Source organism: Halobacillus mangrovi, from assembly GCF_002097535.1.
In the GTDB taxonomy this organism is placed as follows: Bacteria; Bacillota; Bacilli; order Bacillales; family Halobacillaceae; genus Halobacillus; species Halobacillus mangrovi_A.
The window spans coordinates 4,022,797-4,046,246 of record NZ_CP020772.1 but is presented as its reverse complement, the minus strand read 5'-3'; the positions used below and the strand labels follow the sequence as shown (position 1 = coordinate 4,046,246).

Annotated in this window: 16 protein-coding genes and 1 pseudogene; 16 read left to right on the top strand and 1 reads right to left on the bottom strand. The window is 43.1% G+C overall.

What is annotated here, in order from left to right; translation table 11 throughout:
• Positions 1 to 85: 85 nt before the first annotated feature.
• From HM131_RS20115 to HM131_RS20080, 8 genes are all read left to right on the top strand, one after another.
• On the top strand, positions 86 to 1,054 hold the full coding sequence (locus HM131_RS20115; protein ID WP_085031580.1) for a helix-turn-helix transcriptional regulator: 969 nt from the start codon (positions 86 to 88) through the stop codon (positions 1,052 to 1,054).
• A gap of 190 nt (positions 1,055 to 1,244) precedes the next feature.
• Complete coding sequence (locus HM131_RS20110; RefSeq protein WP_157130925.1) at positions 1,245 to 2,027, top strand: SurA N-terminal domain-containing protein; 783 nt, start codon at positions 1,245 to 1,247, stop codon at positions 2,025 to 2,027.
• Between the two features lie 254 nt (positions 2,028 to 2,281).
• Complete coding sequence (locus HM131_RS20105; RefSeq protein ID WP_085031576.1) at positions 2,282 to 3,643, top strand: sigma-54 interaction domain-containing protein; 1,362 nt, start codon at positions 2,282 to 2,284, stop codon at positions 3,641 to 3,643.
• Between the two features lie 81 nt (positions 3,644 to 3,724).
• Positions 3,725 to 5,122 (top strand): YjiH family protein, encoded by a 1,398-nt coding sequence (locus HM131_RS20100; protein ID WP_085031574.1) that lies wholly within the window; start codon positions 3,725 to 3,727, stop codon positions 5,120 to 5,122.
• A gap of 13 nt (positions 5,123 to 5,135) precedes the next feature.
• Complete coding sequence (locus HM131_RS20095) at positions 5,136 to 6,461, top strand: aspartate aminotransferase family protein (RefSeq protein ID WP_085031573.1); 1,326 nt, start codon at positions 5,136 to 5,138, stop codon at positions 6,459 to 6,461.
• Between the two features lie 190 nt (positions 6,462 to 6,651).
• Positions 6,652 to 7,914, top strand: a complete 1,263-nt coding sequence (locus tag HM131_RS20090; RefSeq protein ID WP_085031571.1) for an ammonium transporter — start codon at positions 6,652 to 6,654, stop codon at positions 7,912 to 7,914.
• Between the two features lie 25 nt (positions 7,915 to 7,939).
• Positions 7,940 to 8,908, top strand: coding sequence for a DUF294 nucleotidyltransferase-like domain-containing protein (locus tag HM131_RS20085; RefSeq protein ID WP_085031569.1), 969 nt, complete (start codon positions 7,940 to 7,942; stop codon positions 8,906 to 8,908).
• Positions 8,905 to 9,627: an exonuclease domain-containing protein gene (locus HM131_RS20080; RefSeq protein ID WP_085031567.1), complete on the top strand. Its 723-nt coding sequence runs from the start codon at positions 8,905 to 8,907 to the stop codon at positions 9,625 to 9,627. Before HM131_RS20085 ends, HM131_RS20080 begins: the two co-directional genes overlap by 4 nt.
• A 49-nt stretch (positions 9,628 to 9,676) precedes the next feature.
• Here the strand turns inward: HM131_RS20080 and HM131_RS20075 are convergent, their stop codons facing one another.
• Positions 9,677 to 10,663 carry an LLM class flavin-dependent oxidoreductase gene (locus HM131_RS20075; protein ID WP_085031565.1) on the bottom strand — a complete coding sequence of 329 codons (987 nt, stop codon included), beginning with the start codon at positions 10,661 to 10,663 and terminating at the stop codon, positions 9,677 to 9,679.
• Between the two features lie 380 nt (positions 10,664 to 11,043).
• Between HM131_RS20075 and HM131_RS20070 the strand changes: the two genes are divergently transcribed.
• The 8 genes and pseudogenes from HM131_RS20070 (at position 11,044) to HM131_RS20040 (ending at position 23,397) form a co-directional block, all read left to right on the top strand.
• Positions 11,044 to 12,039: a LacI family DNA-binding transcriptional regulator gene (locus HM131_RS20070; RefSeq protein ID WP_085031564.1), complete on the top strand. Its 996-nt coding sequence runs from the start codon at positions 11,044 to 11,046 to the stop codon at positions 12,037 to 12,039.
• 105 nt (positions 12,040 to 12,144) lie between these two features.
• Entirely contained in the window at positions 12,145 to 13,500 is a 1,356-nt protein-coding gene (locus tag HM131_RS20065) for an ABC transporter substrate-binding protein (protein ID WP_085031562.1), read from the top strand.
• A 92-nt stretch (positions 13,501 to 13,592) separates the two neighbouring features.
• On the top strand, positions 13,593 to 14,576 hold the full coding sequence (locus HM131_RS20060; RefSeq protein ID WP_085031560.1) for a carbohydrate ABC transporter permease: 984 nt from the start codon (positions 13,593 to 13,595) through the stop codon (positions 14,574 to 14,576).
• Positions 14,577 to 14,581: 5 nt separating this feature from the next.
• On the top strand, positions 14,582 to 15,436 hold the full coding sequence (locus tag HM131_RS20055; RefSeq protein WP_085031558.1) for a carbohydrate ABC transporter permease: 855 nt from the start codon (positions 14,582 to 14,584) through the stop codon (positions 15,434 to 15,436).
• Between the two features lie 120 nt (positions 15,437 to 15,556).
• A pseudogene (locus tag HM131_RS21340) lies at positions 15,557 to 16,516 on the top strand (glycoside hydrolase family 32 protein); the annotation flags it as partial.
• Positions 16,517 to 16,522: 6 nt separating this feature from the next.
• Positions 16,523 to 16,999, top strand: a complete 477-nt coding sequence (locus tag HM131_RS21335; RefSeq protein ID WP_408607141.1) for a GH32 C-terminal domain-containing protein — start codon at positions 16,523 to 16,525, stop codon at positions 16,997 to 16,999.
• Between the two features lie 21 nt (positions 17,000 to 17,020).
• Positions 17,021 to 17,623, top strand: a complete 603-nt coding sequence (locus HM131_RS20045; RefSeq protein WP_085031554.1) for a YesL family protein — start codon at positions 17,021 to 17,023, stop codon at positions 17,621 to 17,623.
• 101 nt (positions 17,624 to 17,724) lie between these two features.
• Positions 17,725 to 23,397 carry a GH32 C-terminal domain-containing protein gene (locus tag HM131_RS20040; RefSeq protein ID WP_085031552.1) on the top strand — a complete coding sequence of 1,891 codons (5,673 nt, stop codon included), beginning with the start codon at positions 17,725 to 17,727 and terminating at the stop codon, positions 23,395 to 23,397.
• The last annotated feature ends 53 nt before the right edge of the window (positions 23,398 to 23,450 follow it).

The window sequence follows — 23,450 nt, the reverse complement described above, 5'->3', positions numbered from 1 at the left end:
CATCAGTCCTTTCATCTATTGTATGTTTAGTATAAAGTGAAAACATGTCATCTCATGTCATGATTAGAAAAGGAGTCTATTTTTTATGAAAGCAGAGAGAATGATTAAAATTCTGATCCTTTTACAGTATGGCGAGACCTTATCGACACCTGAACTAGCAAACGAGCTTGAAGTTTCCGAACGAACCATCCATCGTGATATGGAATCTCTGAGTGCAGCAGGTATCCCCGTTTATTCCCAAAGAGGAAAAGCAGGGGGATGGAGACTCATTGATGATTGGAAGCAAAAGCTCAGTTGGTTGAAAGAGAAGGAACTGCAATCCTTATTTCTGCCACCTGCGGAGAAGATCCTCACCGATTTAGACATAGACATTTCCTCCAAGGAAGTGAAAAATAAACTGCTTCTATCGTTGCCCGAGCATTCAAGACAACAGGCTAGAAGTCTATGGGAGCGAATCTATGTTGATATGGGCACGTGGAAAAATACCCAAACAGATATAACAGCAGCGATGGAGACACTCCAGGACGTCGTGATGAATGAGCAAAAAGCTAAAATCCTTTATAAGAAGGCGAATGGGGATGAGAAAGAATCCATTATTCAACCTCTTGGTCTGGTGGCAAAAGCAAGCACGTGGTATGTCGTGGCGATGAATGAAAACGGGGATTATCGCAGCTATAAAGTGGCGAGGATCAAGCAAATCTCTAAGGAGGAAGACTATTTTGAGAGGCCCGCTGATTTTGATTTAGCTTCTTACTGGAAAAACTCAAAAAAAACGTTTGCTGAGACTCTTCCGAATTTTTCCGTGGAAGTAAAAGTGTCTACCTCTGCTTATAAAAGGATCATGTTTACGGGACGGTTCGTAACGAAGACGTCAGAAAAAGGGACAGAAGATGGCTGGGCGTATGTGGAACTAACTTTTCAAACCGAAGAAGAAGCTGTGAATTTCATTTTAGGTTTTGGGAATCAAATCCTGGTCGTCTCACCAAAAGATCTAATCTCTAAGGTTACGGATAGAGCTAAAGAAGTGCTGACCCTTTACCAAGAGCAGGGTTAAGCCCTCATCATATTTTTTACACACTTTTTCCGTATTTTTATATTTAATCGTAATTAGTGAGCAGAAAAACTATGAGGACGGGCATGGCTCCTATCATATAATTGTAATATTCGTTCAAACTCCAAATAACGATGTTTACAGCGCTTTTGTACATGTTACAATGGCAAACATCATGAATCATAAAGGAGACATGACATTGAATAAAAAATTACTGAGTTTCATGTTGGCTGCCTTAATCGCTCTATTGGCTGCATGTGGCGATGACGGTGCAACAGCTGAAGATAAAAATAATGAAGAAAAAGCAAAACAAGAAGAAGCAAGCGGTGAAAAAGCAAGTGGAGAAAAAGCAAAAATGCCAGAGCCTGACTTAGAAGGCGTACCTGAAGTTGTTGCTAAAGTAAACGATGAAGAGATCAAGAAAAAAGAATTCACAGAAACGTACAAGTCTCAATTCCAGCAAATGGCGATGCAATCGCAAATGACTGGTAAAGAAGTGGACCAGGATAAATTGAAGAAACAAGTGGCTGAAAGCTTAGTAGGTCAAACACTTCTAATCCAGGAAGCGAACAGTCGTGATTTCACAGTATCTGAAGAAGAGAAGAACAAAAAGTTAGAAGAAATTGCAAAACAGCAAAAGCTTGAGTCCAAAGAAAAGTTCTTGTCTAAATTGGAAGAACAAGGGATGAAAGAAGAAGAAGTCATGGCTCAGGTTGAAAAACAAATGAAGCTTGAGAAACTTCTTGCAGAAGAAGCTGGAGACCTGGAACCGACGGAGAAAGAAATGAAAGAAGCTTACGAACAGATGAAGAAACAGCAAGAAAAAGCAGGTGGAGAAAGTAAAAGTAAAGTTCCTTCTTATGAAGAAGCGAAACCGATGATTAAACAACAATTATCCGGTCAAAAAGAAGCACAAGCTTATCAAAAACTTGTAGAAGATCTTAAGAAAGATGCAGATGTAAAAGTAAACGTATAATAAAAACGACGGAGACCAGTCCTTTTGAAGGGCTGGTCTTTTTTTGGTGTGAGGTATGCTTTGAAAGAAAAATGTTACCTGACAACATTAATAAATATACAAATTACTAAATAATTAAACACAACTATACATTTTTATGTTAGGATATATGCAATGCATATTCATTAGTGAATAAATTAGGAATTTTCAAACTACATATGGTTGTCAGGTTTCGTGAGTGTGTTATTCAAATATGAATAATAAGGGGCGATTGGATGACAGAGTGGGATGAGTATAAAACAATCTTTCATTCTCTCCAGGAGGATATCCTTGTAACGAAGACGGACGGAACAATTGTGAAGGTGAGTAAGGGGACGGGTGATGTTTATGACGTGAATGCAGACGATTTAATTGGAAAGTCTGTATACGACCTTGAAAAACAAGGGCTTTTTACGCCTCTGGCTACTCCAATGGTTGTAGAAAAGAAAGAGAGAGTCACGTTTGTTCAAACGGTTGGAGGCGAAAAGAAATTACTCGTTACAGCTTTGCCGGTCTTTGATAAGAACAATAAATTGGTTCGTGTAGTGAGTTATTCGCATGATGTAACCGAATTGATGGAAATTAAAGCGGGCATGGAAGAAATGACAGAGGAGATGGAGAGGGTCAGAAAAGAGCTCGAGTATTTAAAGCAGCAAAATGAAAGCAGCTTTATTGCAAAGAGCGAACCGATGCGCAAGATCATGGCCACTGCCAATCAGATTGCTGGTGTGGATGTAAGTGTACTGCTTCTCGGCGAATCAGGTGTTGGTAAAACGGAAATTGCGAAAATGATCCATGAAAAAAGCGAGAGGGCGGGTGGGCCGTTTATAGAAGTCAATTGCGGGGCCATTCCTGAATCCTTGTTTGAAGCAGAGTTATTTGGTTATGAATCCGGCTCTTTTACAGGAGCGGCCAAAGGAGGAAAAAAAGGGTTCGCTGAACTGGCCGATCAAGGGACTTTGTTTCTGGATGAAGTGGGCGAACTGTCCCTCTCTAACCAAGTTAAGGTGTTGAAGCTTATTCAGGAGAAGTCTTTTTATAGAGTGGGCGGACGAAAAGAAATCCGTGCCGATTTTCGCCTAGTGAGCGCAACGAATAAGCGATTGAAAGAATCGGTTGAAAATAATTTATTTCGTGAAGATCTTTATTTCCGACTAAATGTTGTTCCGATCACGATTCCTCCGTTGAGAGAAAGAAAAGAGGATATCGTTCCGCTCATTCAATATGCGCTCGACCTTTTTACTAAAAGGTATAAACGAAAACGAACGATGAGCCGGGAGGTCCTGCACGAGTTGACCGAGCTTGAATGGCGGGGGAATGTAAGGGAGCTTACCAATTTGATTGAGCGGCTTGTCGTGACTTCCCATAGATCGATCATTCTTCCTGAAGATTTGCCGGATAATTATAAAGCGGAAGGTAAGGATTATTCAAGAATGAATAATTTTGAAGAATCCCTACCGAAAACTCTCGAACGGGTAGAAAGAGACCAACTTCAAAAGGCCAGGCTATTATATAAAACAACAACGAGAATGGCAGAAGTATTAGGGATTAGTCAACCAAGCATAGTCAGAAAACTTAAAAAATACGGAATAAAATAAAAGCTTGGCATGTTTCTTGCGTGTTATGACGGCAATAGATGAAAGCTTTTGCCTTTTAAAAAACTTTAAGGAGTGTGAAAGATGGAGGTAAAGCAGAAGAAAACATTTGAAGAAGAACAGTGGAGTCAAGATTCGGTCAATAACAGAACGGTTAGGAATTTTTCCTGGTTTCTTATCCCGTCCTTGCTAGGGGTCTTATTGTTTCTTTTTCCTATATCGTATGGAGGTAAAATTACGATAGGAGTCGGTGTGATGGCGGAGTCCATCCAAGCTTATCTGGAGCCTGTCCTGCCAGGTCTTATGACGGGGATTTTGATAGTATCTGCAATCCTTCCAGTCATCGCTAAAGGATTGAAGCCGAATTTCATTTTGAATAACGCCTTTATGAAACAGCTATTCTATGTAAATGCGTTTTGGACGATTACGCGTCTAATTGGTGCGGTATTTGCCCTTATGACTTTATTTGCTGTAGGTCCTGAATTTATCATTTCCGATGTAACTGGCGGTACGATGCTATATTCATTGGTCCCGGTGCTTGCTGCGTGGTTCCTCTTTGCTGGATTTTTGATGCCTTTATTGATGGAATTCGGTCTTATGGATTTTATCGGTACGATGCTTCGTAAGGTAATGAGACCTGTATTCAAGCTTCCTGGGCGTTCATCGATAGATGCCTTGGCTTCCTGGATGGGAGCGGGGACGGTTGGCGTTTTAATTACAACGAAGCAATATGAAGAAGGGTACTATACGAAGCGTGAAGCGTCGATCATCGCGACGAACTTCTCAATCAACTCGATTGCTTTCAGTTTGGTAGTTATAAGTTTTATCGGATTAGAGCAGTACTTTGTTCCTTTCTATTTAACGGTAGTTATCGCAGGGTTAGTAGCTGCCTTTGTTTGTCCGCGTATCCCGCCGTTGTCTAAAAAAGCAGACACGTATTACGAAGGAACTGGACAAAAAATTTCAGAGGATACGCCTGAAGGGACCTCCAATTTCAAGTGGGGTCTGGAAAAAGCTCTGAGTAAAGCTTCTGAGGTAAGGGGAGTAAAAGGGGTAGCCACCCAGGGGGTGCAAACGGTACTTGATATCTACTTTGCGTTAATTCCGCTGGTTATGGCGTTAGGGACAGTGGCCTTAATCATTGCTGAATTTACGCCGTTCTTCACCTACTTATCAATGCCGATTGTTCCGATTCTTCAGTGGATGCAGATTCCTGAAGCGGCGCAGGCAGCTCCGGCTATGCTTGTCGGCTTTGCGGACATGTTCCTGCCGGCTGTTATTGGTTCTGGAATTGAGAGTGAATTGACCCGCTTTGTTATTGCTGCCATTTCTTTAACTCAGCTGATCTACATGTCTGAAATAGGAATCCTGCTGGTAAAATCGAAGATTCCTATCTCCGTAGCAGAGTTAGCCATTATTTTCTTGCAGCGTACCGTCATCACTCTTCCGATCATCGTAATCATCGCTCATTTCATATTCTAGGAGGTAAACGATTATGAACCCATCATTCGAAGATTTATATAAACGATTGCCAGATTTGCTAGCGCCGAGTATGGCCAAGGACCATCCGAACCTTCCTGTAGAAAAAGAAGAAGGCTGCTACTACTATGGTACCGATGGAAAGAAATATTTAGATTTCACTTCAGGCATCGCTGTAGCTAATACAGGTCATCGTCACCCTAAAGTTGTACAAGCTATTAAAGAAGGGGCAGATCAACTCATGCATGGCCCCTCAGGAGTGATCATGTATGATTCCATATTAAGAGTCGCTGATCGTCTTCAAAACCTATTGCCGGGAAATCTTGATTGCCTCTTTTTTGCAAACAGTGGAACAGAAGCCATTGAAGGGGCGTTAAAGCTTGCTAAATACGCAACAAAGCGGCCCTATACTATATCTTTTACTGGCTGTTTCCATGGAAGGTCGCTTGGTGCTCTTGGTGTTAGTACTTCTAAAAGTAAATACCGGAAATTTCTGCAGCCGAATGGCCTGACCTATCAGCTTCCTTATGCGGATGCTTCGAGCTGTCCAGAAGGTGAAGACGTTTCTGAATACTGTGTGAATAAGCTGGAAAAAGATTTTGAAATGCTTTTCGACCATCAGGTGACGCCTGAGGAAGTAGCTTGTGTGATTGTGGAGCCGGTCCTTGGGGAAGGTGGATATATTATTCCTCCAAAAGAATGGCTGCAAAAGGTACGTGAGGTATGTGACCAGCATGGCATCCTGCTGATTTTTGATGAAGTCCAAACAGGGTTCGGACGTACTGGGGAATGGTTTGCTGCTCAAACCTTTGGAGTTACTCCGGATGTTATGGCCATTGCAAAAGGTATAGCATCAGGAATGCCGCTCAGCGCAACGGTTGCTTCTAAAGAACTTATGAGCAAATGGCCGATGGGCACTCATGGAACCACATTCGGTGGAAACCCGATCGCCTGCTCGGCAGCTCTTGCTACATTGGATGTGCTTGAAGAGGAAAGGTTAGTTGAGAACTCGAAACAGCTTGGTGCTTATGCGATAGAGCGGCTAAAGAAAATCAGGGAAAATCATAAAGTGATCGGTGATATCAGAGGTGTCGGTCTTATGATCGGGATTGAAATCATTGATCCTGAAACAGGAGCTCCTGATGGAGACGGGATGATGAAGATCTTAGATCTGTCTCTAGAAAAAGGCGTCTTGTTCTATTTGTGCGGGAAACATCAGGAAGTCATCCGTATGATCCCGCCTTTGGTTGTAACGAAAGACCAGATTGATCATGGGTTGGCTGTCTTTGAAGAAGCCGTGATGGAATATGAAAAAGAAAGTCATATCGTGTCAGTGATTTAAATAGATTAATAGTGAAGCAATCGCCCCTGAAGGTACAGTGCCTTCCGGGGCTTTTTAGTTCGAATCAATTGTTTATTTTATATTCATGTAAAAAATCCTTACATGAGTATTGTGTTAATTTTCAGATTTTGTTAGAGTATTACTTAACATACATTGTTAAGAAATCTAACATAAAGGAGACAGTTTGGAAATGGATGCAACGTTCTTGATGAATAACTTGTGGATTATCGTGTGTACGATTCTTGTTTTGCTCATGCAGGGAGGATTTATTTTACTTGAAGCTGGGTCGACGAGAATGAAAAATGCCGGCCATATTGCTGGTAAGACAGTTTTCACTGTAGGAATTGTATCCCTTGTGTTCTGGGCGCTTGGTTATGGACTCATTTATGGCGAAGGAAATGCGATTATCGGTTTATCTAATTTCTTTTACGGCGATGCAACAATAATGGGGGAAAGTCTTGCCGGATCTGTTGACTTCCTATTCCAGCTGGCATTTGCAGCTATAGCGATGACGATTGCATTCGGTGGGTTTGCTGAACGGGCGAAATTAATTGCCTATGTCATTTTTGCTATCTTATTTTCTATCGTCATCTATCCGGTTATTGCTCACTGGATCTGGGGAGGCGGCTGGTTAGCTGAACACGGCAAGCAGGATTTCGCAGGCTCAACCGTCGTACACTTAACGGGAGCCATGGCAGCTCTTGCGGCAACAATCATTTTGAAGCCGCGTATTGGTAAATACAATAAAGATGGTTCTTCCAATGAAATCGCTGGACACAACCAGGTGTTTACAGCTCTGGGTGTATTAATCCTTTGGGTCGGCTGGTTCGGCTTTAACGCAGGAAGTACTTTTGGTGTCGCAGATGCTTTCTTTGGATATGTAGCGTTAAATACTCAATTAGCTGCCGGGGCTGGAGCTGTGGGAGCTATGTTGATGGTATGGGCGGTTACAGGAAAAGCGGATGTTCCGACTACGTTAAATGGAGCACTGGCTGGTCTTGTTGCAATTACTGCTTCTTGTGCCTTTGTGGAACCTTGGGCTGCCGTCATCATTGGACTTGTTGGAGGAGCTTTCGTATTTTTCAGTATGAGATTCTTTGATAAAAGAAGAATTGACGATCCGATCTTTGCGTTATCTGTACACGGAACCGTCGGAGTATGGGGAACTCTCTCCAATGGATTGTTTGCTACTCCGGAGCTTGCGACTGTTGGACGTCCGGGCTTATTTTACGGAGGTGGATTCGAGCAGCTTGGGATTCAAATTCTCGGTGTTGTAAGCTGTGGTCTATATGCCTTTTTGGTATCCTACATTATTTTAAAGGTCATGGATAAAGCAATGGGAGGACTTCGTGTTACAGAAGAAGAGGAGATTATGGGGCTGGACTTGAGTGAACACGGTGGCTATGGATATCCTGAGAACTTAACACCGCCTAATTCTAAGTCTGGAGCTTAAACTTAAATAAAAGGAATGGATAGTTGTGTTCAATACGTATGAAGAAATCAAGCAATGGCGAGAAGAAACGCTTGATTCAGTCGCTGATGACCACCATCAATTGAATGCGTTCCACGATCAAGTCATGTACCAAACCGTAAGAATTGCAATGGATCATATTGAAAGTGAGCAGGGGAAACCGCCTGCTCCTTTTGCATTTTTTCTCATGGGCAGTGCTGGTCGGTGTGAACAGTCTGTTTGGAGCGACCAGGATCATGGAATAATATTCAATGGTTCTACCGATTTTCAGGAATACTTTTTAAATCTCGGAACGGAAATTAGTTATGGAATGGGTGTCGTCGGCTATGAAAAGTGTGAAGGAAATGTGATGGCATCCAATGCATTATGGTGTCAGTCCATGGGTTCTTTTGAGAAGCTGATAGAAGAATGGCTGCTTGAGGAAAGTTGGCAGTCGCTTAGGAACTTCTCGATCTTTATTGATTCAAGGGTGTTAGTTGGGGATGAGAATTTGCTGATGCAGCTTAAAAATGCTTCTTTTTCTATGTTGGAAGATCATCCCCACTTATATTCCCGTCTCATTGACAACTTTGAATTTATTAAAAAGGGAGTGGGGGTTTTTGGGCAGCTCCTTCCTGAACATGGGCAAGGGTTGGATGGAGAAATTCATTTAAAACAAACGGCTTATTTTCCATACGTCAACGCCCTTAGAGTTTTAGCATTGAAAAAAGGGGTTTGCGCTGCACCGACACTTGATAGATTCGAAATCCTTACTTATAATTACCCTTTTCTTGAAGCTTACGAAAAGAATTTTCGAGAACTGCTTGATTTTCGTCTGAAGTTTAGAAAGTCAGCAACAAGCTATGAAAAGGTACACTTACTTCCACTTAAAGTACTGTCAAAACAGGACAAACAGAAGTTAAAGTTTCTAATTAGAAGAGGACAAAAGCTCTTCTCCAAATGTAAATCAATGCTTCATGAAGAGGATGCCTTATGAATCCTTTTGTACAATTCGTAAAAGATTTGTCTGACAGGCTTGGCAGCGGATTCTCTTCTTTGAATCAGAATGACCCTTCAAAAGTGGCTTATGTAAGAAATCTGGAACGACAACTGCGGAATAAAGATACACTTGTTGTTCCATTTGAAGAACTTTCAGTGGTGGTGTTCGACTTAGAAACGACAGGGTTTTACCCTTACAAGGGAGACGAAATTCTTTCGATTGGGGCTGTGAAAGTAGAGGGGACGAAAATACTTGAGGATCAGTCCTTTTATTCTCTTGTCTATAGTGAGTCAGCACCTTCAGAAGAGATTACAAAGCTCACAGGAATTACGGGGGAGATGTTATTAGAATCTCCGGCTATGCGTGATGTGCTGAAGGAATTTTACTCTTATGTTAAAACAGATACGCTAGTCGCTCACCATGCAAACCACGAAAAGCAATTTATGAATCATGCAACGTGGCTAGCTTTAAGGAAAAACTTTCAACACCGGATTGTCGATACATCTTTCTTAACTAAAATCATTCATAAGGAGAAGGACCTGGTTAGTCTTGATGACTGCTGTGCTCATTACGGAATCAGTATTAAGCATCGACACCACGCCTTCCATGATGCGATGGCCACTGCAAAGCTTTGGGTTGAAAGCATTAAGGATATACAAGAGTTAGGGTTTGAAAATTTAAACGACGTTTATACCTATTTGGCTACACTAAAGTAAGAAAAATAATTGCCCTCTCCTTCATTTCTGGAGAGGGCATTTGCATTTATTAATTCATGATTTCTGCAACGATCTCATAAGATCGGATCCTGGCTGAATGATCATAAATTTGGGAAATGATCATCATTTCATCAGCTTCTGTTTCAGCCTGGAAATTCTCGAGTTTTTCTTTGACAGTTTCAGGACCTCCGATAATTGAAGCCCCTAACTGTTGCTGTAAGGCTGCCTTTTCACCAGCAGTCCAGATATCATCCATGTTATCGACTGGAGGTTGGAGAAGGTGGTTTGTATTACGCACAAGGTTTAGAAACTGCTGCTGTAAAGATGTAGCCAAGCGCTCTGCTTCCTCATCTGTGTCAGCTGCAATCACGTTTACACCAACCATTGTGTACGGTTCGTCCAAAATGGAAGAAGGGGTGAAAGTGCGACGATATAAATCTAGAGCGCCTAGTGTATTATTCGGTGAGAAGTGACTTGCAAACGAAAATGGAAGACCGAGCTGGCCGGCAAGCTGGGCGCTGAACCCGCTTGATCCTAGTAGCCAAATAGGAATATTCAAGCCTTCTCCTGGAATAGCTCTTATTCGATTTTTCCCTTCGAAATACCCTCGTAATTCATCCACTTGTGCTGGGAAGTTCTCCGCTCGACTGTTTAGATCACGGCGAAGGGCCTGGGCGGTAAGCTGGTCTGTCCCTGGTGCACGTCCTAAGCCGAGGTCGATTCGTCCTGGAAACAGCGTTTCTAGCGTACCGAATTGTTCAGCGATTATGAGTGGCGCGTGGTTGGGCAGCATCACTCCGCCTGACCCGACACGAATAGACGAAGTATTATGGGCTACATGACTGATAGCAATAGATGTTGCTGAGCTTGCGATAAACGGCATGTTGTGGTGCTCGGCCATCCAATATCTTGTGAAACCCCATTTTTCTACGTGCTGGGCTAAGTCTACTGTGTTACGAAAAGAATCAGCTGGACTTCCTCCTTCAATGACGGGGGCGAGGTCTAATACGGAAAACTTTGTATCTTGAAGTGTCATGATTTCATCCTCTTTTCTTTTAAAATCATATTGTTCATCGTATCAGGGTTATTTCGTGTCTCAAAATAATTTGTTTATAGATTTAACCCATCTAGACTAGTCCGTAATCATACCGTTGTTTAAAAAGACTCTGTTAAATGTAGTAGGAAACTCTAATGAGAACCATCCCTTCATATTCGTAAGGATTGAACGCTGTAAATTTTTTCTGATTTATTTTGTATCGTGTACTTATAGATTTAAATATAATAAATCTGTTTAATAAGACAAAAAACAAGATATTTTAAAAAACACATTGACGAAAGCGTTTACAAGGAGTATAGTCTACTTAAAGTAATCGATTACGCAAACGATTAACTGAGTTTTAGAAATGAGGATTAACCATGGTTTCCATTAAAGATGTTGCAAAAAAGGCCCAAGTTTCTACAGCTACCGTCTCTCATGTGATCAATGAGACAAGATTTGTAGCAGAAGAGACCAAGCAAAAAGTATACATGGCGATGAAGGACTTGAATTACCAGCCAAACCGAATTGCCAGAAGCCTCAGAAGCCGTAAATCGAATACGATCGGACTTTTGGTTCCATTAGTTGCAGAAGATACATCCAATTTTTTCTTCATGAGCATTGCCAATGGAATTGAAAAGGTGTTGAAAGAGAATGGATATAACTTAATACTTAGTAATTCCAATGAAGATGAAGTAACGGAAAAAAATCAAATTCGCGTGTTTAATACGCAGTTGATTGACGGATTGGTCATTGCGCCTGTAAACGGGGAGGATTCAGCGTATAAGAAGGAATTAACAGGTGATTATCCAGTCGTTTATATTGACCGTCATCCGAGCGGTATTGAAGGAGATATGGTTCTTGTTGATAACCTTCGAGGTGCATATGAAGCTGTCCGTGCTCTACTTAACAAAGGATACGAGCGGATTGGTTTTATCACAGGCACCCTGGGGATTACCACTAGTGATGAACGCTTAAAAGGGTATAAACAAGCCTTGGAAGAAAAAGCGATCCCCGTAAGAAAAGAGTTTATTAAAGAAGGTCCAGCCACATTCGAACAAGGATATCAATTGGCGAAAGAACTTCATGAAGCAGAAGTATCTGCTTTGTTTGTCGCAAATAATGTCATGACGATGGGGGCTGTTTCTTACCTCCAGGAACACGAGGTTAAAATTCCTGAGGAGATTGGCATCATAGGATATGACGATTATGATTGGATGAAAATCACTTCTCCCCCTTTATCTGTTGTCAGACAGCCGGCGTTTGAGATTGGAAAAGTAGCCGTTGAGCAGTTGCTTAAGAGAATTAATGGGTCAAAAGAGAAATATACAGAAGTTATGCTCGATTCAGAGTTGGTACAGAGAGGTTCCTTTTAAAGAGAACCTTCTCTTTTTAACCATAAAGTAAACGATTACGTAAACGTTTTTGTGTAATGGAAGGATATGTGTGAGCGTTCAATTATGAAATGGGAGGTACGGAGGATGAAGAAATTATCGTATTTGTTGACAGGGGTTTTAGTGGTGCTGATGCTTGCGGCTTGTTCAAGCGACAGTTCCGCTAATTCAGAAGAAGATAGTAGCGGTAGTTCAGGGGAGAATCAAACAAGTGACACAGTGGAGACTGGCTCAGTGGATACAAGTGTTGAAGCTACAGGTGATGAAGACGTACTGCTTGACTTCTGGATTCACCAAACGGGTGAAGACGAGACCAACGCGTACATTGAATTAATTGATGCGTTCAACAAAGAGCATGACGACATTCATGTAAACGCAGAAGTCATCATTGATGACGGGGCAAGTGCGTACAGTGACAGTATTAATGCTGCACTTGTAGCAGGGAACCTGCCAGATGTGATGGCAGTGGACGGCCCTTACGTTTCAAGTTTTGCTGAAGCTGGAGTGATTCAGCCGATCGATAAGTATATTGACAAAGAAACGAAAAGCCAATATGTAGATTCGATCATTCAACAGGGCACATACAATGGTAAATTGTATTCTTTAGGAGCGATGGAAGCTTCCGTCATGCTTTATTACAACAAAGACTTGTTGGATGAAGCAGGGATTGAACCAGCTGATTCCATAGAAGGTGCCTGGACGTGGGATGAATTGATGGAGAATTCTAAGAAACTGACGACCGAAGACCGTTATGGACTGAACTTGTTTATGAACTACGGTGTCGGTGAATGGTTGACGTTTATGGGCGCACCACTTGTCTGGTCTAATGGGGGCGCGCTCATTTCAGAAGATGGTACAAAAGTGGATGGCTATTTAAATAGTCCTGAAACCATTGAAGCTTTAAACTATGTGAAAGATCTATTTGCTGAAGGTGTGGTTACAGATAGCCCTGGTGAAATGCAGTTTGAGGAAGGAAATGCAGCCCTTGCTTTAGGCGGTCCATGGATTGCTGTTTCTGCTGAAGACGCAGGCTTAAACTGGGGTATGATGCCGTACCCTTACAAAGATGAAAAAGTGTCTCCATCTGGAAGCATGGCTTATGCAGTAACAAATAATACAGAAAATCCTGAAGCAGCTGTCGAGCTTATGAAGTGGATGACGAATGAAGAAGCAACAATCAAAATCTCCAAAGCCACAGGCATGCCGCCGGCACAGAAGTCTGCGTTTGAAAACATGGAGAAATTCAATGAACTTCCATGGAGCATTATGAAGGAACAAGTCATTCAAACAGCCCATGCCCGTCCGGCTACACCTGCTTATCCGGTATTGACCGATGCGTTTGCTCAATCTTTCCACGCCGCTTCACTAGGGGAAGATGTAGAAAGTGTGGTGGAACAGCAGGTCCAACGTGTCGAGCGTGAATTGAAACGTTTTGAAGAGTAGTCCAACGAATGATCGGGGCCTGTGAGTGTTACAGGCTCCAGCTCATTTTTAAGACCGTCCGTCTACGGGGTTGAAAGAGAGGGTGAACAAATATGAAAGGGAATAGTTCTTCTGCGAAACAACTGACCGATCATGATCATTATAAAGCTCCATCTGAACCGTCTATCAGAAAGGTGCCGCCAAAGAGGAAAAAAAGAAGAAAGTCACAGGCTTTCCAAGAAGCTATGACTGGATACTTCTTTCTAGCGCCTGCATTAATTCTTCTGGGAGTATTTCTTTTGTATCCGATGGGGGCTGCTTTCTATTATAGTTTTACAGATTTCTATATTTTAAAACCTGATGATATTTCTTTTATAGGGTTCGAGAATTTCTCTTATATATGGCAGGATGCTCAATTCCGACAAGCTTTTTGGAATACGGTTTACTTTTCTGTCATCGTCGTTCCTGTTCAGCTGGCGGTCGCGTTAGGACTTGCGCTGCTTATTAATAAGAAAATAAAGTTCCGCGTATTTTTCCGAACTGCATTTTTCTCACCTGTAGTGATGTCTCTTGTTGTGGTCTCAATTCTCTGGACGTTTATGTACAATCCCAATGAAGGGTTGATCAATCAGCTGCTCGGGGTCATAGGGATTTCACCACAACCATTTCTTACAAGCCCTGATCAAGCGATGAATTCAATCATTGTAATGTCCGTCTGGCAAGGGGCCGGTTTCCAGATGATGATCTTCCTGGCGGGGCTTCAAAACATTCCGAACCATTTATATGAAGCTGCAGACATTGATGGAGCAACTAGTTGGCAGAAATTTTTACATGTGACTTTGCCAGGTTTGAAAAACATTGCCTTGTTCATTTTTATTACAATCAGTATTGCTGCCTTTAAATTACTTGTTCAGCCGATGATCATGACACAGGGTGGACCGCTTGGATCAACCAAGTCTCTGGTCTATCACATCTATGAAACTGGATTTAACTATAGAGATGTGGGTTATGCATCAGCAATGGCGGTCGTATTTACAATGATTGTACTTACAATCACAATTATTCAGCGTGTGCTCATTCGTGAGGAGAGGGGGTAAAAGCTATGAAAAGAAAGAAAAGGATTCAGGGAGTCGTCTTATATGTGTCTTTGATTTTACTCACATTCATCTTTCTCTTTCCCTTAGTATGGATGCTTGTTTCATCGCTGAAAGATGAGTTTCAAATTTTCAAGGATATGAAATCACTAAAAGCCTTTTTGCCTCCGGCTCCTAATGAAGTAGAAGGTGGATACCTGCACAATTATATCGCAGCTTTTCAACGTGTAGATCTTATGAAGTACATTTTGAACAGCTTGATTTATACAACAGGCATCATTATCTTTGGGCTTATTGTCAATTCAATGGCTGGTTATGCATTGGCACGGTTCCGCTTTCCCCTGGCTGGTTTCTGGCTTGGAGTCATTATCGCGACCCTGATCATCCCGCCAGAAAGTATCTTCCTGCCCCTCTACGTTTTGGTGTATGACCTTGGGTGGGTAAATACGTACACCGGTTTGATTGTGCCGTTTATCGCGAATGCTTTTGCTATCTTTTTATTCCGTCAGTTTTTTCTCGACTTTCCTAAAGAATTGGAGGAAGCAGCCAAAATTGATGGCTGTTCACAGATCGGAATTTTCTTCAGGATTATTGTACCGCTCTCTAAACCGGTGTTTGCTACTGTGGCGATTGTCTTATTTATCAACCACTGGAATGACTTCCTATGGCCACTTGTTGTAGCTTCAGATGAGAGTATGCGCACAATACAGATTGGACTTCAATACTTCATGAACGAACCACCAATTAAGTGGGGGCAAGTGATGGCTGCTTTAACGATTGCGACTGTACCGATGCTTTTGATTTTTGCATTCCTGCAAAGGTACTACGTACAAGGATTAACACATACTGGTTCAAAAAACTAAATGATGTTCACGAGAATGTTGGCGAAAAGTGGAGAAGCTTCGCCTGACCTAAAAGAGTAATTATTGTTGGAAGGAGTGCCATGAGATATGATTCAAAACCAGCCGTTGATGAGGAATGGGTATTATCAGGAAAGGTATCGGCCCCACATCCATTTCACGCCCGAACAAATGTGGATGAATGATCCCAATGGTCTTGTTTACTTTGAAGGAGAATATCATCTCTTCTATCAATATCATCCAGATAGTAAACAGTGGGGGCCAATGCACTGGGGTCACGCTGTTAGTAAGGATCTATTAGAGTGGGAACATCTCCCTGTAGCGCTCTATCCGGATGATCTTGGCATGATTTTTTCTGGGAGTGCTGTGGTGGACCACAAGGATACAAGTGGTTTTTTCGATGGAAAACCGGGACTTGTTGCTGTTTATACCAACGCTGATGGAGACTTGCAGAGGCAGAGCATCGCCTATAGTAAAGACCGGGGAAGAACCTGGGTGAAATATGGCGAAAATCCGGTAATTCAAAACCCTGGCATCAAGGATTTTCGTGATCCAAAGGTTTTCTGGCATGAGACTACGCAAAAGTGGGTGATGGTGCTTGCTGCAGGGAGAAAAGTTCAATTCTATACCTCTCCTGATTTGAAGAGGTGGACCTATGTTAGTGAATTTGGAGAAGGTTGGGGCGAACAAAAGGGTGTTTGGGAATGTCCGGACCTGTTCCCTCTTACGAATGAAGTGTCCGGGGAAAAGAAATGGGTGCTGCCGATCGGGATTGATGCCGGCGCTCCTTCAGGCGGATCAGGCACCCAGTATTTTATCGGGGCCTTTGATGGCAAGCACTTTGTTCCTCATCAACCGAAAGAAGCTGTGCGCTGGCTTGACTACGGCAAAGACTTTTATGCGTCGCAATCATTTTCCGATGTCCCATGGAGAAGGGTGGTCCTTGCCTGGATGAGCAATTGGCAATATGCCAATGACGTACCGACAGATCCGTGGAGAAGTGCAATGACGATCCCAAGGGAATTGAATTTATCCGTGGTTGAAGGACAGGAACGACTTATTCAAAAGCCTATCGCAGAGCTTACAAGGTTGATAGAAAAACGAATTGAAAATGATTCTTTCTTCCTTAAAGAAAAGCAATCCATCGAGCTAATCCAGCCGGCTTCACCTTTTTTATGGGAATTGGATGTAGAAATTGAGAAGGGAGGCGTGTTCGAAGGACGGTTATTCGGAGATCAGGAAACAGGTCTGAGGGTTGGAATTGATTGCGAAAAAAATTCTATATACGTTCAAAGAGACCGGGCGGAAGTTGATTTTTCAAAGGAATATGTTTGTACTTGTCAGGCACCTTTGAGTGGCGATCGTTCGTCCTTCCATCTCAAATTATTATGTGACCACTCCTCGGTCGAATTATTTGTTGGTGATGGAGAAATAAGCATGACGAATTTATACTTACCGGCAGATGATTACGAAGCAAAGTTAAAGGTGGAAGCTGTCCGCGGCACGGTAGAAGTGAAACAATCGTCGGTTTTTGAAATGACATCTGTCTGGAGACAAAACTCTTAAAGAAAGAACAGGAGGGTGAAGATGAAAGGTACAGGCAACGTCATTTACCTTGTATGTGACTGGTTGATGCGGCTTGCGATTTTAAATGTATTGTGGATCGCTTTTACACTTATGGGTGGCGGAGTTTTCGGTATCTTTCCTGCTTCTGCTGCCTGTGTAGCTTTATTGAAAGAATGGATAGCTGATCGGCGTCCTGCTCCGGTAGCATTTTATTGGAAGGTCTATAAACGAACCTTTCTTCAAGCGAATGTCGTGTTCCTAAGTACATTTGTTTTACTGATTCTTTTAGGTTTCAACATCTATACGAGTCTGCAATTCACAGGGGCATGGTTCTACCTTTTTTTCAGCGGTACCGTATTTTTGGGCGGAGGGGTATTGATGACAGCAACTTTATCGTTCATCCCTCTAAGTCATGGAAAGAAGGCAAAAGAAGCTTTAAAATACGCCCTTCATCTTCTTTTGCTTTACCCTGGTCGTCTTCTTACTTTTTTCGCCGGGTTTGCCCTGCTTCTAGTGTGTATTCGGTTCATACCCGGCATTCTGCCGTTGTATTCCGTAAATATCATTCTTATGTTAACTGTCCTTTTGTTTCCTTTTAAGCAAGAGGCCCAAAAGCCCGTCTGACTGTTGTGAAAGAACAGACGGGTTTTCTTTTTACGTTGGTTTTGAATAGATCGGCGGCGCACTACTTTGGTAGCGCTTACAAATTAAAGGAGGAAAATTACTTGAGAAGTGTTATCTGGCGATCCACCACCGTTTTGACGATTGCCATATTAATAATGGCTTTGTTTCCGACCTATACGATGGCTGAGGAGGGTGCCCAAGAGAGCCAAGAAACTTCGCCTGATCAATACCGTTCCCAATTTCATTATTCACCATCCGAAAATTGGATGAATGACCCGAATGGAATGGTCTATTATGATGGGGAATATCATTTATTCTATCAGTATAATCCAACAGGGAATCAATGGGGACCGATGTACTGGGGGCATGCGGTGAGCAAAGACTTAATCAATTGGGAAGAACTCCCTATCGCGTTGTATCCGGATGAAAAAGGGTTTATCTGGTCAGGAAGCGTAGTTGTAGATAAACAGAATACCACTGGGTTCCAAACAGGTGACCAAGCGCCTATGGTCGCTGTCTTCACTCATGAAAAAGCGGGCCACCAAACTCAAAGTCTAGCCTACAGCAATGATAAAGGACGAACGTGGACGAAGTATGAAGGAAATCCGGTCATTGAAATGCCGGAAGATACGGATATTTTTAGGGATCCGAAAGTATTCAGGCATGAAGGAACGGGTCAATGGAACATGGTTGTGTCAGCCGGACAGAGTATCGAAATTTATCAGTCTAATAATCTTAAAGATTGGCAGCATATGGACACCTTTGAGCGTCCGGCAGATGCTACAGGGGTTTGGGAGTGCCCGGACCTTGTAGAACTACCGATAGACGGAGAAGGAAACGAAAAGAAGTGGGCACTTATGATGAGTGTGAGTGAGGGATCTGCTGCCGGAGGTTCTGGCATGGAGTACGTAGTGGGAGATTTTGACGGGAAATCGTTCACTACAGAAATGAAACCGCTTCCTTTGGATTATGGGGCAGATATGTATGCCGGAGTAACATGGAACAACCTGCCGAAAGAAGATGGACGTACAGTTCTGCTTGGATGGATGAATAACTGGAAGTATGGGCAGGATATTCCAACACAAAACTTCCGTGGAGCTATGTCCATTCCGCGGGAATTGAATCTTCGCACAGCAGCAGATGGAACATACCAGCTGAAACAGCAGCCCGTAGCTGAATTCGAACAACTAAAAGGAGAAATCGTAGAACGAAAAGATGAAATGGTGAAAGAAGGAAGTCAGAAGCTCGGCGATCGTGTCAATGACCTGCTTGAAATAACAGCTTCTTTTGATATCGACCAGACCACTGCTGATTCCTTTGGGTTTACGTTGACGAATGAAAACGATCAAGCGACGACGATTGTGTATGACACAAAAGAGGAGAAGTTGGCTGTTGACCGTACTTCATCGGGAGAAAGTGGCTTTTCAACCGATTTTGCAGCCGTTCATGAAGCTCCATTAAAAGTGGAGGACGGTAAAATTCAAATGAGAATACTTTTGGATCGGTCTTCTGTGGAAGTGTTTGGGAATGAAGGGACGACCGTTCTGACCGATCAGATATTCAGAGATGTATCCTCTTCCACGCTGGAAATGTTCAGTAATGGAGGAGAGGCGTATCTCAGTCAGCTGAACGTAACGGATTTGAACAAGGCGAACGTGGAACCTATGAAAATGACTGTTCCTGACGACGTTCCTAACACCTTGGAAAATGGGGATTTTGAAACGGGAGATTTAACAGGATGGACGGCGAGAGGAAGTGCCTTTACACACGGGGTTTCTCAAACGGAAACGTATTGGGACGGAAAACCTTTTGAACAGGAAGGAAACTACCACCTTTGGGGTTTTTCAGAAGATGTTAGTGATTCGGATTTTCGAACAGGGACGCTTCAATCTAGTCCTTTTCAATTAAGCGGAAAAGGGCAAGTGGAATTTCTTATCGGTGGTGGGCAGGATAAGGAACGCTTATATGTAAGCCTTGTCCGAGCCTCAGACGGGAGAGAACTTTTCAAAGCTACAGGAGCGAACGACGAGAAGTACCGGCGTGTTTCCTGGGATGCCAGTGCTTATCTTGGGGAAACGCTTTACTTAAAAGTAGTTGATTACCATAATGATGGATTTGGCCATATTAACGTCGACGATTTTCAAGTGTTTACAGAAGGAGAGTCGGTAGAAGATGAACTCGAGAACGGTGACTTTGAAACGGGTGATTTGACAGGATGGACCGTCGTTGAGGGAGGTGCTTTCAGCCATGCTGACGTAACCAATGATACGGATTGGGGCTGGGGAGGACCGTTCAATCATCAGGGGGATTACCATCTGTGGGGCGCTAAGAACGGGGGCGACGGGCAAACCGGCGTTCTGCGTTCATCTTCCTTTATCTTATCTGGAAAAGGGACGATCTCTTATTTGATTGGTGGAGGGAATGACCCTGATCACTTGTATGTAGCCCTGGTGAGGGCGTCCGATGATCAAGAATTGATGAAGGCAACCAATAACGAATGGAACGACTCCGAAGAGTATTCGAAAGTCGTTTGGGATGCTTCAGAGTACTTAGGTGAAGAAGTTTATCTGAAAGTCGTTGACAGCTCTACGGAAGGATGGGGACATATAAATGTGGATGACTTCCAAGTGAAGCAAACCGGTCCGCTTGCTCATTGGTCGTTTGATGAACAAGAAGGAAAGGTTACGAAAGAGGAAGTCAGCGGACAAACCGATCCGGTGCAATACGTGTTTAATGACGCGGTGTATAAAGCCTCATCCGATCCATTATGGCGGCCAGGGTTGGTAGGAAACGCCTTATTATTTGATGGATATTCCACATGGGTGACGCATGCGGCTGATCAATTTATTCAGCCAAAAGATGCCCTTACGATAGAAGGATGGGTAGCCCCGCGAGCGTATGAGTGGGGAGATCTTAATCAAATATCAGCGATCGTCAACCAGCATAACAAATCAAAAGGCGAAGGGTTTATTTTAGGAATGGGCCGCCACGGAAAACTTTCCTTCCAGGCAGGTATTAATGGTGATTGGCAAGAGGTTTCCACAATGCCTGATCAAGGGTTGAGAAAGGATCAGTGGTCTCATGTAGCGGCCACTTTTGATCGGAACGACCAATCGATGAGACTTTACTTAAATGGAGAACTGGTAGGCAAGACAGAAACAACCAATGGAAGTATAACATCGTCCAGCGAAAATCTATTGATTGGCAAACATAACCAGGCTGCTCTTATTAATGGGGTGTTTGATGCCAATATGTTCAATGGGTTGATGGATGAATTAAAAATATCAAATGAAGCGAAGTCAGCAGAACAAATTCAGCAGGATTATCAGTCTATGGTAGATAACTTTGCCGATAACACTCTACCTGAACCAGCACTGGACTGGGACCGCACGCGTTACGATGGCGATCAGCATAGACCACAATATCATTTTATGCCTCCGGAACATTGGATGAACGAACCTCACGCACCGATTTATTATAATGGAAAATATCACATCTTCTATCAAAAGAATCCACAAGGACCGTATTGGCACCATATTCATTGGGGACATGCGGTGAGTGAAGATCTTGTACATTGGGAGGAGCTTCCTACAGCTCTGTCACCTGAGGCAGGCTCGGTGGCTCCAGACGGGGTATGGTCGGGCAGTGCAACCCTCGATGAAAATGGAGAGCCTGTACTATTTTTCACGGCAGGGGATGACAGTAAATTCCCGAATCAAATGACTGGGCTTGCGGTTAGTGAGGACCCAAGTGACCCTGAATTGAAGGAATGGCGCATGCTTGATGAGCCAGTAACTGTTCAGGAAGAACACCTTCCGGCAGAAGCGGGTGAAGTGATGTACGGCCAGTTCCGCGATCCATTTGTATGGAAAGACGGAGACACCTGGTATCAGCTTATGGGATCAGGAATTGATCAAGTTGGTGGAACAGCGCTGTTATATTCTTCGAAGGATTTGGAAAACTGGACCTACGAGAAACCATTCTTTACCGGAGATTCAGAAGCCTATCCTAAAACGGGAGATGTATGGGAACTACCAGTATTTCTTCCGCTTGGAAAAGATGAATCCGGAACCGAAAAATATGCGTTCTTTATTAATCCATGGTTCGATGGATATAGTCCGCATAATGTCAAATACACCTTCTACTGGGTAGGTACATGGGATAAGGAAGACTTAGAGTTTGTACCTGATCATGAAGAACCGAAAATGTTTGACTATGGCGAGCATTTCACAGGTCCTAGCGGCATGGTTGATGAAGACGGCACCCCGATTTTATTCAGCATTGCTCAAGATAAACGAAGTGAGCAGGAACACTATGACGCAGGCTGGGCGCATAATGCCGGACTACCTGTGGCACTTTCTTTAAGAAACAATAATGATCTTGGATTGCAACCCATTGAGGAACTGGAATCTTTAAGAGGGGATTCATTGGTATCCTTTGAAAATAAAGGATTGGAAGAAGCGAATGAAATGATTCAGGATGTGGAAGGCGACATGCTTGAAATTATCTTAGACATTGCTCCGAATCAAGCGGATAAAGTAGGTGTTAAAGTGCGTCAGAGTGAAAATGGAGAAGAAGAAACGCTGGTGTATTACGATGCCACGAAAGAAACGTTTGCGATTGACCGAAATCAGTCCAGCCTGGACCCTGATGTGAGTAAAGGGGTGCAAGGTGGAGAATTGAAATTGAACGGAGACCGTTGGCAACTTCATCTCTATTTGGATCGTTCGATGGTTGAAGCCTATGCGAATGGACAGAAGAGCATCACTTCCCGAGTTTATCCTACAAGTTATGAAGCTCTTGGAATAGAGCTGTGGAGTGAGGGAGGCGATCCAGAGATTGTTTCAATGGATGTCTGGAAAATGAACAGTGCCTTTGGTGAGACCACCCCTGTTTATGAAAAAGAAACAGAAACGGTCCCGCCTCATGGTGAGCTAAAAAATCATGATTTTCAAACCGGTGACTTAACTGGCTGGAACATCGTAGAAGGGAATGCCTTCTCTGATGAGCATGTCACAGCGAAAGAGGATTGGGGCTGGGGTGGCCCGTTTGACCAGGCAGAAGACCAGATTGATCCTGAGCGTTATCACCTCTGGGGATTCCTTGATTCGAGTGGTGGAGACGCAGCCACAGGTATTTTAGAATCGCAGGCCTTTGAGCTTGGCGGCAATGGTAAGATTGACTTTCTGATTGGCGGGGGTAACAACACCGATCAGCTATCTGTCTCCCTAGTTCGGGATTCGGATGGAAAAGTATTAAAGAAAGCGACAGGAAGAAACCAGGAAACGTACCGACGAGTCAATTGGGATGCTTCTGAGTATGTGGGAGAAAACCTCTTGATTCGCATAACAGATAAGGCGGAAGGGGGCTGGGGTCATTTGAATGTTGATGATGTTAACGTACCAGTGGCTTTAAGCGAAGAAGAGAAACTCCTTCGGCAGCTAAAGGGAATGGAACTGCAAACAGGAAAAGATCTTGATGAGAAAATTGAACTTTATCACGAAGCGGAAGAGGAAATAGAGGAGAAAGAAAAGGCATTCACTTCAATCAAGAACGAATTGATCGGCTTCCTTGAGAAGAAACTAGAATTGAACAAGAAAAAATATACGCTCAGTTCGATCCAGCTCCATTTCTTTGTACAGTATGCGATTGAAGAAACAGGAGCCAATCAACCTTCTGATGCCGGAAAAGTCCAGGATTATGTGATGAAGAGAGTAAACAAACATGCCACAGGGAAAGAAGTTCGCGGTGTCACTGAAAAATACTTGAAATAATCGGAAAGGTTCTGTTCCAAATCGGAGCAGAACCTTTTTTTGAGCAAACAGCC